Annotated in this window: 15 protein-coding genes; 10 read left to right on the forward strand and 5 right to left on the reverse strand. The window is 73.0% G+C overall.

The window, feature by feature from the left end; genetic code table 11:
* Positions 1 to 135 precede the first annotated feature (135 nt).
* Entirely contained in the window at positions 136 to 750 is a 615-nt protein-coding gene (locus AB0J80_RS19940; RefSeq protein WP_364706756.1) for a hypothetical protein, read from the reverse strand.
* Between the two features lie 225 nt (positions 751 to 975).
* Between AB0J80_RS19940 and yiaA the strand changes: the two genes are divergently transcribed.
* Entirely contained in the window at positions 976 to 1,431 is a 456-nt protein-coding gene (gene yiaA / locus AB0J80_RS19945) for an inner membrane protein YiaA (RefSeq protein ID WP_364706758.1), read from the forward strand.
* A gap of 5 nt (positions 1,432 to 1,436) precedes the next feature.
* Here yiaA and AB0J80_RS19950 read toward each other — a convergent pair whose 3' ends face one another.
* Entirely contained in the window at positions 1,437 to 1,676 is a 240-nt protein-coding gene (locus AB0J80_RS19950; RefSeq protein WP_364706760.1) for a hypothetical protein, read from the reverse strand.
* 170 nt (positions 1,677 to 1,846) lie between these two features.
* On the opposite strand from AB0J80_RS19950, the gene AB0J80_RS19955 reads away from it, so the two are divergent.
* The 5 genes from AB0J80_RS19955 to AB0J80_RS19975 all read left to right on the forward strand — a co-directional run bounded on the left by AB0J80_RS19955 (position 1,847) and on the right by AB0J80_RS19975 (position 7,481).
* A complete protein-coding gene (locus tag AB0J80_RS19955) occupies positions 1,847 to 2,221 on the forward strand; it encodes a response regulator (protein WP_364706986.1) in 375 nt (124 codons plus the stop codon).
* Positions 2,222 to 2,237: 16 nt separating this feature from the next.
* Positions 2,238 to 4,229, forward strand: a complete 1,992-nt coding sequence (locus AB0J80_RS19960) for an ATP-binding protein (protein ID WP_364706762.1) — start codon at positions 2,238 to 2,240, stop codon at positions 4,227 to 4,229.
* A gap of 47 nt (positions 4,230 to 4,276) precedes the next feature.
* Positions 4,277 to 5,317, forward strand: a complete 1,041-nt coding sequence (locus AB0J80_RS19965; protein WP_364706765.1) for a LacI family DNA-binding transcriptional regulator — start codon at positions 4,277 to 4,279, stop codon at positions 5,315 to 5,317.
* A 30-nt stretch (positions 5,318 to 5,347) separates the two neighbouring features.
* Positions 5,348 to 7,027 (forward strand): glycoside hydrolase family 13 protein, encoded by a 1,680-nt coding sequence (locus AB0J80_RS19970; protein ID WP_364706766.1) that lies wholly within the window; start codon positions 5,348 to 5,350, stop codon positions 7,025 to 7,027.
* 181 nt (positions 7,028 to 7,208) lie between these two features.
* Entirely contained in the window at positions 7,209 to 7,481 is a 273-nt protein-coding gene (locus AB0J80_RS19975; RefSeq protein ID WP_364706769.1) for a hypothetical protein, read from the forward strand.
* Positions 7,482 to 7,483: 2 nt separating this feature from the next.
* Here AB0J80_RS19975 and AB0J80_RS19980 read toward each other — a convergent pair whose 3' ends face one another.
* The gene (locus tag AB0J80_RS19980; protein WP_364706772.1) at positions 7,484 to 8,692 is read right to left on the reverse strand and encodes a pyridoxal phosphate-dependent aminotransferase; all 1,209 of its coding nucleotides are present in this window, start codon (positions 8,690 to 8,692) and stop codon (positions 7,484 to 7,486) included.
* A 91-nt stretch (positions 8,693 to 8,783) separates the two neighbouring features.
* On the opposite strand from AB0J80_RS19980, the gene AB0J80_RS19985 reads away from it, so the two are divergent.
* The gene (locus tag AB0J80_RS19985) at positions 8,784 to 10,490 is read left to right on the forward strand and encodes a methyl-accepting chemotaxis protein (RefSeq protein ID WP_364706774.1); all 1,707 of its coding nucleotides are present in this window, start codon (positions 8,784 to 8,786) and stop codon (positions 10,488 to 10,490) included.
* Between the two features lie 82 nt (positions 10,491 to 10,572).
* Here the strand turns inward: AB0J80_RS19985 and AB0J80_RS19990 are convergent, their stop codons facing one another.
* Positions 10,573 to 12,258, reverse strand: a complete 1,686-nt coding sequence (locus AB0J80_RS19990) for an ATP-binding protein (RefSeq protein ID WP_364706777.1) — start codon at positions 12,256 to 12,258, stop codon at positions 10,573 to 10,575.
* Between the two features lie 143 nt (positions 12,259 to 12,401).
* On the opposite strand from AB0J80_RS19990, the gene AB0J80_RS19995 reads away from it, so the two are divergent.
* From AB0J80_RS19995 to AB0J80_RS20005, 3 genes are read left to right on the forward strand one after another with little or no spacing between them, the layout of a single operon-like run.
* Positions 12,402 to 12,776 carry a response regulator gene (locus tag AB0J80_RS19995; RefSeq protein WP_364706781.1) on the forward strand — a complete coding sequence of 125 codons (375 nt, stop codon included), beginning with the start codon at positions 12,402 to 12,404 and terminating at the stop codon, positions 12,774 to 12,776.
* Positions 12,776 to 13,891, forward strand: a complete 1,116-nt coding sequence (locus tag AB0J80_RS20000) for a HEAT repeat domain-containing protein (protein ID WP_364706988.1) — start codon at positions 12,776 to 12,778, stop codon at positions 13,889 to 13,891. Before AB0J80_RS19995 ends, AB0J80_RS20000 begins: the two co-directional genes overlap by 1 nt.
* Positions 13,888 to 15,345: a glycosyltransferase gene (locus AB0J80_RS20005; protein ID WP_364706784.1), complete on the forward strand. Its 1,458-nt coding sequence runs from the start codon at positions 13,888 to 13,890 to the stop codon at positions 15,343 to 15,345. Before AB0J80_RS20000 ends, AB0J80_RS20005 begins: the two co-directional genes overlap by 4 nt.
* Here AB0J80_RS20005 and AB0J80_RS20010 read toward each other — a convergent pair.
* Positions 15,313 to 15,978 (reverse strand): DUF3159 domain-containing protein, encoded by a 666-nt coding sequence (locus tag AB0J80_RS20010; protein ID WP_364706786.1) that lies wholly within the window; start codon positions 15,976 to 15,978, stop codon positions 15,313 to 15,315. The genes AB0J80_RS20005 and AB0J80_RS20010 overlap by 33 nt on opposite strands.
* Between the last annotated feature and the right edge of the window lie 16 nt (positions 15,979 to 15,994).

The raw sequence follows: 15,994 nt of genomic DNA on the forward strand, positions 1-15,994 counted from the left end.
GCCGCCGCCGAGACCGGGCCGAACGACAACGGCCGCCTCGTCGGAGGCGGCCGCGGTGTGGGTTACGCGCGGAAGGGTGTGGCCGCCGGTCTGGCGGGCCACCACATGCTCAAGCGCGCGTGCATGGCGGAGAGCTTACGGGCCGTCGCGGTAGCAGCGCCACCCCGTGGTCGCCGCGCCGTCCGGAAGGTCCGCCCACGCGGCGTCGCCGTAGCGCCAGCGGCACATCGCGTCCATGTCGATCCGCACCGGATCGCGGGCGAGGCGGCCGCACGCCCAGCCGTCCGGCGTCGAGACCGCGAGGGTGAACCGCCCGACGTTCGCGCGGCAGTAGTCGTTCAACAGCTGCGGCAGCCCGGCGTCGTCGGCGGGTCCGAGCAGCACGGGCGCGGCTTTCGTGGAGCGCGACGCGGACGGCGTCGCCGAGGGGCTGATCTTGCGCGCCTGGGCGACCGCGCGCAGGGGCCGGCGGGTCGCCGACGGTGTGGCGGCCGCGGTGGGCGGCGGCGGGATCGAGACGGCCGGCAACGGTACGGCGGCCTGCGGCGTACCGGGATCGTGCAGGAGCAGCGGCACCGTGGCACCCAGCGCGACGAAGGCCGCGACGACGATCGCCCACGGCCAGCGGCTCGCGCGAGGCTGGGCAACCGCGGTCGGGTCGGCGGCGGCGTGCCGGGGGATCGCTAAGCGTAGCGAGAGGTAGCGGCCTCGCCCGGTGGCGCGGTGCCGGCCGTTGACCTGCTCTGGCACGACTTCCGCTCCTCCCTGTGCGACTCCGGTACCAGCCGGAAGCCTCACCCACGGTAATCGTGGCGGGGGAGAGCGACGTCAGACGTTCAGGCGGCTGCGGGCCACCGTCCGTACCGTTCCGCGGCGCTGCCCATCAGGGTTGAGTACGACTACTCACGGTCACAGCCGGGATGCCGAAGCAGACTTTTGCTGGTCAGATCGCACCTACGTCGTTCGGAGAGCCCCGTGTCGTACCAACCGTCTTCCCCGGCCAAGCCCACCGCCGCCTTCGTGGGCGCCTCGTGGACCGTCCTGATCGTCGGCGTCGCGTCCTTCGGGATCGGGCTGTGGAACGCCACGATGACCGCGAGTGAGAAGGGGTTCTACGGCGCCGTGCTGGTCCTGGGCGTCTTCGCGGCCGTGTCGCTGCAGAAGTCGGTGCGCGACCGCGCCGAGGGGCTCCCGACGTCGGGGCTGTACCTGGGCCTGTCCTGGTCCGTCGTCGGGCTGGCGACCGTGATGCTGGCGGTCGGGCTCTGGAACAGCGACATGGCCCGCAGCGAGAAGGGCTTCTACGGCCTCGCGTTCGCGATGACGATGTTCGCGGCGGTCGCCGTGCAGAAGAACGTCCGGGACATGCTGCAGCACCGTGCGCCGTCGCACGCCGCGGCGCCGGCGGTCGTCCCGCCGATCATGCGCTGAGGCGCTCAGGCGGCCTTGTACGCGGACAGCACCGCCCGCCGGGCCCAGCGCATACGGCCGAGCGCACAGTCGGGGTGCTCGCCGAACTCCTGGGCCACGAGGGCGGCGCAGCCCTGCTCGCCGAGGCGGTCGACCGTCTCGGTGACGACGGCGCGGATCACCTCAGGGGTGGGGTGCTGCGAGCTCTGCAGGTCGGAGACGAACAACGCCTCGATGCGGACGTCGTCGGAGTCGAGAGCGGTCATCGGGTCCTCCTGCCGGGCGGTCGGGGGCTGGCGTCTGTGTCCAGGACACCCGCCCGCGGCTGCATCCGCGCTGCGTGCGAGTTGCCATGCGGTTGCGGCGAGCGGCATTCACAGAGCGGACCAAACGGATATCGTGCTGATAACGAGCGAAACGCATGGGGGGAACAACCGTGACGGTGGTTCTGGTCGCCGACGACGACGCCGACATCCGTGACCTGGTCGCGTTCAAGCTCGAGCAGGCCGGTCTCGAGGTGATCGCCGTCGAGGACGGGCAGGCGGCCGTGGAACAGGCCAAGGCGCGGCGCCCCACCCTCGCCGTCCTCGACGTGTCGATGCCCGGCCTGTCCGGGATCGACGTGTGCCGGATGCTGCGCGCCGACCCCGCCACCTCCGGAATGCTGATCATCATGCTGACCGCCCGGGTCCAGGAGCAGGACGTCGAGGGCGGTTTCAGCGCGGGCGCCGACGACTACGTCACCAAGCCGTTCAGCCCTCGCGAGCTGGTCACGCGGATCCAGGCTTTGCTGAGCCGAGCCCGGGCCTGACGGGGACCGGACGCCCATGCGCCGGGACCGGTCGGTCGGGAGCCTGCTCACCCGGGCGTTCGGCGTCCTCGTCGCGCTGATCGTCTGCTCCGGGGTCGCGCAGTCCACCGCCCTCGTGATGCAGCACCGGGTCGTGAACGAGCTGTCGACCCAGGTGCAGCCCCTCGAGCTGGCCAACGCCCAGCTGCGCGGTGTGCTGACGGACGCCCAGCGGGGGCTGCGCGGGTACCTGCTCACCGGCGACGGGCAGCTGCTCGACACGTACCACGTCGCCCGCAGCGGCTACCAGCTCGCCGGATCGCGGCTGCGCGACCTCGCCCATGACCGGGAGCGGGATGCGGTCGCGCGCCAGCTCGCCCACGCCGACGCCTGGTGGATCATCGCCGAGCAGCAGCGCCAGGCCCCGCCGCGCAGCACGGTCGCCGCCGACTACGTGAACCGGGGCAAGCCGCTGTTCCAGGCGTTCGTCGCCGAGAACCAGGCACTGCACGGAGATCTCGAGACCCGTGCCGCCGAACTGCACCGGCGCAGTGCCCGGCTGAGCATCGTGACGACGGTCGTCGTGATCGCGCTGACCGTGCTGGCGGCCGTGACGGCCCTGCTGGCCGCGGTCGTGATCCGGCGGCGGATCACCGGCCCGCTGGCCCGGGTCGTGTCGATCATCGACCGGCGCCGCTCCGGGGAGCTCGAGATCCGGGCGGACGCCTCCGAGGGTCCGACCGAGATCCGCGCGGTCGCCCAGGCGATCAACGACATGGCCGAGGAGGGCGACCGGATCCGGGGTGCCGAGAAGGACGTCGCCCGCCAGCGCGCCGAGGTCCGGCAGCTGGGGTACCGCATCCGGTCGCACCTGCGGGTCGAGGAGGCGATCCAGGAGGCGGTCCGGGGCCTGGCCGACACCATCGGCGCCGACCACGTGCTGGTCCGGATGGCCCCCGGGCAGACCGACGTCCCGCCGCTGGTGAGCCTGCGCGACGAGCACGTGGGCGGGGTCCTCAAGGAGCTCGCCGACTGCGACGTCTCCTGGCTGCGCAGCGGTGACATGTGGTCGTCGGAGGACATCGACCACGAGGGGCAGGGCGTACCGCCGGAGGACGAGCGCCGGGCCTGCGCCGCAGCCGGTGCCGGGCCGGTCCTGACCGTCGCGGTGAGCGGCAGCGACGAGTGCCTGGGTGCGCTCACCGTGATCCGCGACGACAAGCCGGCCTGGTCGCCGATGGAGGCACGGCTGGTCGAGTCCGTCGCCGCGGACCTCGGCCGCGGCGTGCACCACGCCCGGCTGTACGAGCGCGAGCAGCATCTGGTGGCCCGGCTGCAGGAGGTCGACACGGCGAAGACCGACTTCATGTCGACCGTCTCGCACGAGCTGCGCACGCCGCTGACGAGCATCGCCGGCTACGTCGAGCTGCTGCTGGACGCCGAGGCCGGGGAGCTGACCCCGCCGCAGCAGAAGATGCTCGAGGTGATCGGGCGCAACACCCGGCGGCTGCGCGAGCTGATCGAGGACATGCTCACCCTGTCCAAGATCGAGTCGGGCTCGCTGCGGCCCTCGCGCAAGCCGGTCGACCTCGTCAAGGTCGTCGAGCAGGCGATGGCGGCGATCGCGCCGGCCGCGGCCAAGGGCCAGGTGGTGCTGCGTACCGAGGTGGACGGCCCGCTGGAGCTGCACGCCGATCCCGAACAGCTGGACCGGGTCCTGATGAACCTGCTGTCCAACGCGGTGAAGTTCAGCCGGCCCGACGGTACGGTCACGGTCAGCGCCCGCCGCGAGGGCGACGAGGTGCACCTGTCCGTCGCGGACAACGGCATGGGTATCCCGCCGAGCGAGCAGCAGGCGCTGTTCGCCCGTTTCTTCCGGGCCAGCAACGCGATCCACAAGGCGATCCCCGGCACCGGCCTGGGACTGGCCATCGTGCGGACCATCGTGGACAACCACGGCGGCCGCATCGCGGTGAAGTCGACGGAGGGCGCGGGCACCACGGTCACCGTCCGCCTTCCGGTGCACTGACGCTGAGATATCGTGAGCGCCCAGCCACGACAGCGAGGTGTGAGCTCATGCCGTCGAGACGGCCCGGCGGCAAGCCGACGTCCAGCGATGTCGCGGCCGCGGCCGGCGTCTCCCGCTCGGCCGTGTCGTTCGCCTTCAACAATCCCCAGCGCATCTCCTCGGCCACCCGCGAGCGCATCCTGGCCGTCGCCGAGGAGATCGGGTACGCCCCCAACACACTGGCCCGGATGCTGCAGGCGGGCACGACCAACTCGCTGGGCGTACTGCTGCCGCAGCGGCTGGCGCGGGTGCTGGACAACCCCTACTACGCGCGTTTCCTCATGGGCGTCGGGCAGGTCTGTGACCAGGAGGGCTACACCCTGCTGCTGTCGCCGCCGCTGCAGGACTCGGTGCTCAAGGCCATTCCGTACGCGGCGGTCGACGGGTTCGTGGTCTGCGGGCTGGAGGTGGACCGCGGCGAGGTGGCCGAGCTGGAGCGGCGCGGCATCCCGTTCGTGCTGATCGACAGCGACCGGTACGAGAACGCGCCCAGCGTGGACGTCGACGACCACGGCGGCGCCCGCGACGTCACCCGTTATCTGCTGGATCTGGGGCATCGGCGGATCGCGGTGCTGTCGATGGATCCCGGGCCGGACACCGCGGTCCGCGGCTACCGGGGACCTCTCGCGCGGCGCATGGCCGGCATCGCCGAGGCGCTGGCCGGCGCCGGGCTGAGCATGGCCGACGTCAAGCTGGCCGAGGTGCCGGTGACGCGCACGGACGGGTACCGCGCGACCAAGCAGCTGATGGCGGAGGATCGCCCGACCGCCATCCTCGCGCTGTCCGACGTGCTCGCGTACGGCGCGGTGGACGCGCTGCGGGAGCTGGGGCTCGACGTGCCGGGGCAGGTCTCGGTGACCGGCTTCGACGACCTGGCGGAGTCGGCGTGGTTCCGGCCGCGGCTGACCACCGTACGCCAGCCGATCGTCACCAAGGGCCGCACGGCCGCCGATTTCCTCATCTCGGCGATCCGGGGCGAGGACCAGCATCCCCATCAATCGCTCAGCACGTCGCTCATCGTGCGCGACTCGGCGGCAGCCCCCATGTAACACGTGTTAGTAACGTGCTAGCGTCCCGCCATGACCGATCAACTGATCGCACGGCGGGACTCCGCCGTCGCCGCGCCGGCCTCCTGGTGGCGGGACGCGGTCATCTACCAGATCTACCCGCGCAGCTTCGCCGACTCGAACGGCGACGGCATCGGGGATCTGCCGGGCATCCGCAGCCGGCTGCCGTACCTGAAGGACCTCGGCATCGACGCCGTGTGGCTCTCACCCTTCTACGCCTCCCCGCAGGCCGACGCCGGCTACGACGTCGCCGACTACCGGACGGTCGACCCGGTCTTCGGCACCCTCGCCGACGCGCAGGGCCTCATCGCCGACGCTCACGACCTCGGCCTGCGGGTCATCGTCGACCTGGTCCCGAACCACTCCTCGGACCAGCACGAGTGGTTCCGGCGGGCCCTCGCCGAGGGGCCCGGCTCGCCGCTGCGCGAGCGCTACCACTTCCGTCCCGGCCGTGGCGCCGCCGGCGAGCTGCCGCCCAACGACTGGCCGTCGATCTTCGGCGGTCCCGCGTGGACCCGGACCACGAACCCGGACGGGACGCCGGGCGAGTGGTACCTGCACCTGTTCGCCCCCGAGCAGCCCGACTTCAACTGGGACCACCCGGCCGTCGCCGACGAGTTCCGCACGATCCTGCGCTTCTGGCTCGACCTCGGCGTCGACGGCTTCCGCATCGACGTCGCGCACGGCCTCGTCAAGGCACAGGGCCTGCCCGACCTCGGCGTCGAGACCGAGTGGCACCTGCTCGACGTCGGGGTCAGCCCCTGCTTCGACCGTGACGGCGTGCACGAGATCTACCGCAGCTGGCGGCGCATCCTCGACGAGTACCCCGGCGAGCGGATCGCGGTGGCCGAGGCGTGGGCGCCGACGCTCGAGCGGGTCGCCGCGTACGTGCGCCCGGACGAGCTGCACCAGGCGTTCAACTTCAGCTACATGGGCACCGCCTGGGACGTGGCGGAGCAGCGGCGGGTGATCGACGCCTCGCTGGACGCCATGCGCGCCGTCGGCGCCCCGGCGACGTGGACGCTGTCCAACCACGACGTCGTCCGGCACACCAACCGTCTCCTGCAGACCGGCGAGGGCGAGGTCGCCGGGCGCCGCCCCACGCGGGTCGACCCGGCCGCCGGGCTGCGCCGGGCCCGCGCCGCGTCGCTGCTGCTGCTGGCGCTGCCCGGGTCGGCGTACCTGTACCAGGGCGAGGAGCTGGGCCTGCCGGAGGTCGTGGACCTGCCGCCGGAGGTGCGCCAGGACCCGGCGTTCCACCGGGCCACCGGACAGGACGGCTACCGCGACGGCTGCCGGGTGCCGATCCCGTGGCACGGCGACCGGCCCCCGTACGGTTTCGGCCCGCCCGGCGGTCCCAGCTGGCTGCCGCAGCCCGACTCCTGGTCCGAGCTCAGCGTCGCCGCGCAGGAGAACGTGCCCGGCTCGACCCTGTCGCTGTACCGCGCGGCACTCGCCGTCCGCCGGGCCCACCCGGGCCTCGGCGCGGCCGACGACCTGCGCTGGGTGCGTACGGCGGACAAGGGCGTGCTCGCCTTCGACCGGCACGGCTTCCGCTGCACGACGAACATGGGCACCGAGCCGGTCCGGATCGCGCGGCCGGGCGAGGTGCTGCTGGCCAGCGGCCCGATCGAGGCGGACCCGGACACCGTGGTGCTGCCGCCCGACACGACCGTCTGGTGGAACGCCTGACCCTTCGGCCGGGGTGACCGTCGATGGACGGTCACCCCGTCAACCGTCCCATGTCGGGCAGCGCCCCGGCCAGGAGCGCCGCGTCGAGGTTGCCGGCGCGGAGGTCGGCACCTCGGGCGACAGGTGAGTATCCGTACCGATGGCAGCCTGACCCACGCCGGCAAGACTGACGGGCGTGCGTATGACGACAGCAATCATCACTGCGACCGCTCTGGTCACTGTGCTCCTGGCCGGCGGCTGCGGCTACCGGGAGGCGATGTGCTCCTCGGGGGAGTACCCGGCCAAGGCAATCCGCAGCTCGACCGGCGGCACCTGCGTCAAGGACGGCGAGGACCCGCCCGCCGGCTACGTGCGCTACCCGCAGGGCAAGGTGCCGAAGTACGTCGACGACGAGTGGGACCGCTACTGGAGCGAGCACCTGCTCGACGCCGACGGCAACGAGGTGCCCGCGTAGGTCTACTGCTCGTACGTCTCCAGGAAGCGGCGCAGCCGGTCGGTGGCGTCGTCGAGCACGTCCACCGGGGCGAGGAACACCATCCGGATGTGGTCCGGCGTCGGCAGGTTGAAGCCGGTGCCGTGGGAGAGCAGCATCAGCTGCTGCTCCAGCAGGTCGATGATGAGGCGCTGGTCGTCGCGGATCTTGTGGACCTCGGGGTCGAGGCGGGCGAAGAGGTAGAGCGCGCCCTCGGGCTTCACGCAGTCCACGCCGGGGATCTCGTTGATCTTCTCCCAGGCGTGGTTGCGCTGCTCGTAGAGGCGCCCACCCGGCCGGATGAGCGTGTTGATGCTCTGGAAGCCGCCCAGTGCCGTCTGCACCGCATGCTGGGCCGGCACGTTCGGGCACAGCCGCATGTTCGCCAGCAGCTGCAGCCCCTCCAGGTACTCGGCGGCGTGGGTCGTGGGCCCGCTGACCGCCATCCAGCCCGACCGGAAGCCCGCCGCCCGGTATGTCTTCGACAGCCCGCCCATGGTGAGCACGAGCAGGTCGGGGGCGAGCGACGCCGCGCAGATGTGCTTCGCTGCGTCGTACAGGATCTTGTCGTAGATCTCGTCGGCGAGCACGAGCAGATGGTGCCGCCGGGCCAGCTCGAGCAGGCCGAGCAGGGTCTCGCGTGAGTAGACGGCCCCGGTCGGGTTGTTCGGGTTGATGATCACGATGGCCCGGGTGTTCGAGGTGATCTGCGCCGCCACGTGCTCGAGGTCCGGCTGCCAGCCCTGCGTCTCCTCGCAGCGGTAGTGGACCGGCCGGCCGCCGCACAGCGTCACGGCGCCGGTCCACAGCGGGTAGTCCGGGCTCGGCACGAGCACCTCGTCGCCGGTGTTCAGCAGCGCCTGCAGGGACATGACGATCAGCTCGGACACCCCGTTGCCGAGGAAGACGTCGTCGGGCTGGACGTCCTCCACGCCGAGCGTCTGGTAGTACTGCGCCACCGCGACCCGGGCCGAGTAGATGCCGCGGGCGTCGCTGTAGCCCTCGGCCGACGGCAGGTTGTGCACCATGTCGGCGACGATCGGCTCCGGCGTGTTCAGGCCCCACGGTGCCGGGTTGCCCAGGTTGAGCTTGAGGATGCGGTGGCCCGCGTTCTCCAGCTCCTGCGCACGCCGCAGCACCGGGCCGCGGATGTCGTACCGGACGTTCTTCAGCCTGCTCGCCTGGGAGACCATACGATCGACCTTAGGCCGTCCGGGCCGTGAGCCGCGTCATGGGCGTGGGTTCGTCACTCAGCTCGTCCGCGAGCACGCCGACAGGTCTGCCGTGCGAGGAAAGCTCAGACGTCTTGTTCCGGCCGCCGCCGCCCTGCTCGGGTGCGGCGGGGCCTTCCTGTTCATGCAGCAGGTGACGACGGGGGCCTTCGACGGCCTCGAGGCCCGGCAGGTGGCTCAGGACGCCGACCGGATCCGCATGGGGCTGGACACCCAGGCCCGCCTGCTCACCGCCTTCGGCGCCACCAACGCCGTGTGGGACGACACGTACCAGGACATCGCCACCGCGGACGCCGAGGCCTTCGCGGAGGACTTCCCGCCGGACGCCGAGGAGAGCGCCGGCAACTTCGACGGCATCCTCGGCGTGGGCCCCGACGGACGGCTGCTGGTGGGCGGCATGACCGGTCCCGGCGCCACGACCTTCGCCGCGCCTCCCGCCGGGCTCACCGACGCCCGGGTGCTGGGCCGTCTGTACGACCCCGCCGCCGAGGCCGGAACCGCCCGCTGCGGCATCATCTCCGCCGACCAGATGTACGTCTTCTGCGGTCTGGGCGCCTTCCCGAACAGCGGCGAGGGCAGCCCCTCCGGCGGCCTGGTGCTGGTGCAGCGGCTGTCTCCGGAGCGGATGAAGCTGTTCAGCACCGACATCAACCTGCCCACCGCCGTCGTCGGGCAGCGGCGCGCCGCGGCCGACGCGCAGCAGCCGGTGACCAGCCTGGTGGGCGCCCTCGACGTGCGAACCGCCGTGCTGGGCGCGGACCGGATCGCCCTCGAGGCGAGCATCACCACCGTCGACGGCAAGCAACTCGTCCTCGAGTCGGTCCGCGGCCGTCCGATCCACGCGGCTGCCACGAGCACCGCCGGCAAGCTGTTCGCCTTCATCGCGGTCGCGACTCTGCTCATCATCGTGCTGATGACCTGGTCGGGGCGGCGGGCGGTGCGGCGCCGGGTACGGCCGCTGCGGCAGACGACCGAGCAGATCGTCGCCTCCGGCGACTACGAGCTGAGGGTGGGCGCCACCGGAGGGGACGACATCGCCGCGCTGGGCCGCACCATCGACGCCATGCTCGACACCATCAACAGCCGCGACCGCCTCCTCGAGACCGAGCAGGAGCAGCGCCGGCGCGAGCTGCAGGAGACCCACGACCGGCAGACCGCCGCCGAGCGCGAGACGCAGGAACGGGCCCGGCAGCTCGTCGACGAGACCTCGGCGTTCGTCGCCCGGCAGCTGGCCGGCGTCTCCGAGCAGGCCGCGGCGGTCGGCGCGGCGGCCGGCCGGATCGACGAGCGGGTCCGCGACGCGCGCGGCGCGGCGAGCCGGCTGCTGGACGACAACACCGAGGCCAGCCAGGCCGTCGGCACACTGCACGACAGCCTGCGCAAGGTCGACGAGGTGGCCCGGTTCATCGGCGGCATCGCCCGGCAGACCAACCTGCTCGCGCTCAACGCCACCATCGAGGCGGCCCGGGCCGGTGCCGCCGGTCAGGGCTTCGCGGTGGTGGCCAACGAGGTGAAGACGCTGGCCGGCACCACCGCCGAGTCGACCGAGACGATCAGCGCGACCCTGGACGAGCTCAACCGGCACGTGACGGCGGTGGTCGACATCATGACGGCGATGAGCGAGACCATCGCGGCGATCGACCACACCACGGCGAACGCCCAGGAGATGAGCACCCAGCAGGAGGCGGTCGTGGCCGACCTGACCTCCCGGGTGGCGGACGCCGGCGAGCGCCTGGATGCGTTGGTGTCCCGCCGCTGATCAGGCGGGACCGTCCTCGGGCAACGCACGGGCCCGGGGCCGGCACGACGGCCCCGGCGAGCAGCGCTCTTGGCGAGGGCGGTCAGATCAGGTCGGCGGCGAGCAGCTCGGTGCCCGGGTCCGGGGCCACCGCGCTCGCGGCGACGGTGAACCAGAAGATGCTTCCGCCGCCCGGGTTGGGCGTCACGCCGATCTCCCCGCCGTGCCGGGCGATGATCCGCCGGCACAGGGCCAGGCCGAGGCCCGAGCCCGGATAGGCAGCGGCGGACGGGGCCCGGTGGAACGGCGCGAAGATCCGGTCACGCTGGTCCTCCGGTACGCCGATGCCACGGTCCGCGACCTCGAACCGCCACCACCCCGGGGCGTGCTCGCGGGCGTCGACGGAGATCCGGGCGGCGCTGCCGGGTCGCACGAAGCGGGCGGCGTTGTCCACCATCTGCCCCAGCACCTCGCCGATCAGGTCCGCGTCGGCGAGCACCGGGGGCAGGTCGCCGACCTCGACGCCCGGCCGCGGCCCGTCGATGCGGTCGAGCCGGTCGGCGACCACGCCGAGGGCGAGGGTGGTCGCGTCGACCGCCTCGAGCTTGAGCGCGGCGTCGGCCACCGACGTGTACGCCAGCAGCTCGCCCACCAGCGCGAGCATCCGGTGCGTGTTGTGCCCGATGCGCTCGAGGAAGAGCTGCGAGTCCGCGTCGAGCTGCGGCGCGGCCTCCTCCAGCAGCAGGTCGGTGAAGCCGGCGATGCTGTGCAGCGGTGCTTGCAGCCGGTCCCCGGCGGCGGTGGCGAAGCCGCGCAGCTCGGTCTCCCGCTCGCGCAGGGTTTCCTCGGCGGCTCGCGCCCGGTCGAGCAGAGCCTGGTGGTCGGCGGACCCGTCGCGGGCGGCGGAGCGCCGGCGAGCGGACCCGGTGGCGAAGACCGCGGCGGCCAGGGCGGTGCTGAGGATCGTGGCACCGACCATCGTCACCGGCGCGGCGGCCGAGAGAGCCGGGCCGACCAGGGCGGTGGCCGGGCGGACCAGCACCTGCCAGGACGACCCGGCGAGGGCCAGGTCGACGGTCGCGCGGCGGTCGCCGAGCGGGTTTCCGCCCCAGCGGGTCACCTCGCGGGCGACGCCGTCGGGGGAGAGCACGGTCAGGACGGTGGCGACGCCGGTGACACCGGCCGTCCGCAACGACTGCCGCAGCAGCTCCGGTGCGCGTACGGCTACGACGACCCAGCCCTGGAACACGGTGCCGTACACCGGGGCGATGAGGTCGAACGCGAGCTGGCGCTGGGCCGGTGGGAGGTGGCCGTCGGCGGGGAGGACGTGCGTCGGTCCGGCGACCGTACGGCCGCTGGCGCGGGCGAGGTCCAGGGCGCCGGCGAGCTGAGGGTCGGGGTCGAGGGCCGTCCGCGGCGGGGGCGTGCTGCCGTCGACGGTGTGCTGGGCGAGGATCGTGCCTCCGGCGCCGACCACGACGACCTGGTGGGTGCCGGGGAGCCGGTCGCCCGCGATGCGCGCCACGGTGGGGGAGAGGCCGGCGGCGGGCAGGGTGGCGGCCGCAGCGGCGAGGTCGTGCAGGGTGTCGGCGTACCGCTGGAGGGTCGTGTCGAGGGCGGCGCGCACGCTCGCGGTCCGTGCGACCAGGGCCGCGGTGGCGGCCTCGTCCGCGGCGGCGGCGAGTCCGGCGGCGGCGGTGGCGCCGGTGGCGAGCCCGAGGGTGAGCGTGACGGCGGCAAGGGCCGCGCCGCGCCGGCCGGCCGCGCCGATCCACCTCGAGAGATCCACGCTGCCTCTATCGGATGCCGCGGCGACGCGCTTGAGGTGCCGAAGATCCGGTTGCAGCTTTGCTCCCCGTTCCCGGCGAGCGATGCTCACATAACGGATATGTTGGACAGGTTAGCGGCCGGTACGGTATCTCCGGGGGGACGATGAGCACCATTCTCCTCGTCGAGGACGACCCGGACATCCGGCATCTGGTGGCGTACAAGCTGGGCAAGGGCGGCATGGACGTGATCGGCGTCGCCGACGGGGTGGCGGCGCTCCGGGAGGCTCGCGAACGCCCGCCGGACCTGGTGCTGCTGGACGTCCGGATGCCGCACATGTCCGGCATCGAGGTCTGCCGGGAGCTGCGCGCCGGTCCGCTGGCTGCGGACGTACCGATCATCATGCTGACCGCCCGGGCCCGGCCGCAGGACCTGGAGCAGGGGTTCGCCGCCGGGGCGACCGACTACATCGTCAAACCGTTCAGCCCGCGCGAGCTGCTGGAGCGGGTGGAGGCAGTGCTGGCGCGGGTGGCTCGGTGATGCTGCACGTCTTCACGGTGGTCATCGCGGTCCTCGCCGGGATCGTCGTGGTGACCGCGGCGGGCATCATCGCCGTCCGGCTCGTGCGCCGCACCAGGGAGCGCAAACGGGCGGCGCTCGCGACCATGCCACGCCGCGCGCTGCTCTCCTTCGTGGCCGAGAACGGCGAGGAGGGCGGCGACGAGCTGGTCGCCATCCCGGACGAGGCCTGGCGCGCCGCCGAGCCACACGCGCTCGCCCTGCTCGGCAAGCTCCGCGGCGAGGCCCACCTCGGGCTGGTCTCGGTCTTCCTGCGCCGCGGCACCGCCCGCACGGCCCTGCGCCGCCTGCACTCCCGCAGCCCGGTCAAGCGCGCCCGGGCCGCCCAGGTGCTCGGCGACCTGGAGCTGCGCCAGGCGGTTCCCGAGCTGTGCCGGCTGCTCACCGACCGGCACGCCGACGTCCGCGTGGTCGCCGTACGCGCGCTCGGCCGCATCGGTGACCCGGCAGCGGCCTGGCGCATCATCTCCAGCCTGGACCGCTCCGACCCGATCCCGTCGCTGCTGGCCAGCCACACGCTCGCGCAGCTCGGCTCGGAGGCCGAGGTGACGCTGTCCGCCGCGCTGGACCATCCGCAGGCCCGGGTACGCGCGGTCTGCCTCGACGCGCTCGGCCTGCTCGGCGCGACCGGCTCCGTGAACCGCATCGCCCGCGTGCTGCGCGAGGACCCCAACCTCGACGTGCGGGTGGCCGCCGCGACGAACCTCGGCAAACTGGGTACGCGCAGCGCCCTCGACCCGCTCACCCTGGCGGTGCACAGCTCCCGTCCCACCACCCTGCGCGCCGCCGCGGCCCGGGCGCTCGGCGACATCGGCTCGCCGGCGGTGGTGCCGGCCCTGGCGGCGCTGCTCGGCGACGAGGCGTACCAGGTCGCCCACGAGGCCGCGCACGCCCTGCGCCGGCTGGGCACGCCGGGGCTCGACGCGCTGCGGGAGATGATCGAGCAGGAGCGGACGCGGGCGGAGGCCGCCGGCGCCGGGGCGCACGCCCAGCGGTCGACCGCCACCCTGCACGCCGAGGAGGCGCTCGCGCTGGCCGGGGTGCTGGGTGAGGAACGGGTCGGGGCCGCCCTGTGACCGACCTGGTGCGCGACCTGCTGCGTCTCACCGACTTCGCGATCTTCGCGTACTTCATCGCGCTCAACAGTGGCTACCTGGTGCTGATCGTGCTGGCCGGCCTCGAGTTCCGCCGGCACCTGCGGCGCGTGCCGTTCGCCGGCGCCGACGACATGTTCCGCAGCCCGCTGACCCTGCCCGTGTCGGTCATCGTCCCCGCCTACAACGAGGGGCCCGGCATCGTGGCCGCCGTGCAGGCGATGACCGCGCTGCGCTATCCCCGCTACGAGGTCGTGGTCGTCGACGACGGGTCCAGCGACGACACGTTCGAGCTGCTCCGGGAGCGGTTCGACCTGGTGCCCGTGCCGCGGGTGGTGCCGTCGGAGATCCCGTACCGGTCGCAGGTCCTCTCCGTGCACGTGGCCCGCGCCAACCCGCTGACGCTGACCGTGATCCGCAAGACCAACGGCGGCAAGGCGGACGCCCTCAACGTCGGCATCAACCTGGCCCGGCACCCCCTGGTCTGCATGGTCGACGCCGACTCCGTGCTGGACCCGGACTCGCTGCTGTCGGTCGCCAAGCCGTTCGGTGACGACCCGCTGCGCGTCGCCGCGTGCGGCGGGGTGGTCCGCATCGCCAACGGCTGCCGGGTCGTCGGCGGCCGCGTGGTCGACGTCCGCATGCCGAAGCCCTGGCTGCTGCGGATCCAGGTCGTCGAGTACCTGCGGGCCTTCCTCATGGGCCGCACCGGCTGGTCCCGGCTCGGCGGCCTGGTGGTGATCTCCGGAGCGTTCGGCATCTTCCGCCGCGACCTGGTCGTCCAGATCGGCGGCATGGACCCCGACACCATCGGCGAGGACGCCGAGCTGGTCGTACGCCTGCACCACCACCTGCGCAGGACCCGCGCCGACTACCGGATCATCTTCGTCGCCGAGCCGGTGAGCTGGAGCGAGGCGCCGTCGAGCCTGAAGGTGCTGGGCCGGCAACGGCGGCGCTGGCACCGCGGCATCGCCGAGATCCTCAGCAAACACCGCGGCATGATCCTCAACCCGCGGTACGGGCGCATCGGCCTGCTCGCGCTGCCGTACTACGTCCTGTTCGAGCTCCTCGCCCCGTTCGTCGAGCTGCTGGCGGTGGTGCTGCTGCCACTGGGCCTGTGGGTGGGCGCGGTCGACGTCGGCTTCGCGTGGCGGTTCGTGCTGGTCGCGTACGGCTACGGGCTCCTCGTCAGCCTGGTGTCGCTGTTCATCGAGGAGATCTCCTTCCACCGCTACCCGCGCTGGTCCGACATCGCCCGCGGGGTGGCCGCGGCGATCCTGGAGAACTTCGGCTACCGGCAGGTGCTCGCGGCGTGGCAGGCGGCGGGCGCGATCGGCGCGTGGCGGGGACGCAAGGCGGTATGGGGCGTCATGCAGCGAGAGGGCTTCGGCGGCGACATGGACTCACCCGAGATGGTCGGCGTCAGCCGGGGCTGAGACCTCCCGGGTGCGCGGATGACGCAGGCCGGGATGACCGACGGGCAGGCTGCGGCGGATCACCCACCAGCTGACGGCCAGGCACGCGGCCACCAGCGGCCAGGTCAGCACCGCCCGCGCCACGCCCAGCGCCACGACCGCGTGGGCCGTCCACAACGGCACGAACACCGCCAGCCGCAGCACATACTGCAGGACCCAGATCCAACTGCCTTTCCCGTACGCCCGCAGCAGCGCCGGATCGCGCCGCCACCGCGTCCGCTGCCCGAGCACCGTGCCCACGACGACGCCCAGCAGCGGCCACCGGATCACGATGCTCACCGCCCAGACCAGCGCGCTCAGCGCGTTACTGGCGATCTGCAGCAGGAAGAAGTCCTCGGCCCGCCCGGTGCGCAACGCGATCAGCGCCGCGATGCCCACACCCAGCAGCCCGATGAGCACGGCGCGGGGACGGTCGCCCTGCCGCAGCCGCAGCACCGCCACCACCAGCGCGGCCGCCAGCGCCGCCACGATGCCGGTACCCAGCGAGCGGCCGCCGGCCAGCCAGCCGGCCACGAAGACGACGGGCGGCGCAGTGGCGTCGAGCGCGGCCCGCCGCCCGCCCAGCACCTCGGCCAGCGACTCCGGTTCCGCCACGCCCCACCCCGTTCTC

Origin of the sequence: Actinoplanes sp. NPDC049548, from assembly GCF_040676695.1 — a bacterium.
In the GTDB taxonomy this organism is placed as follows: Bacteria; Actinomycetota; Actinomycetes; order Mycobacteriales; family Micromonosporaceae; genus Actinoplanes.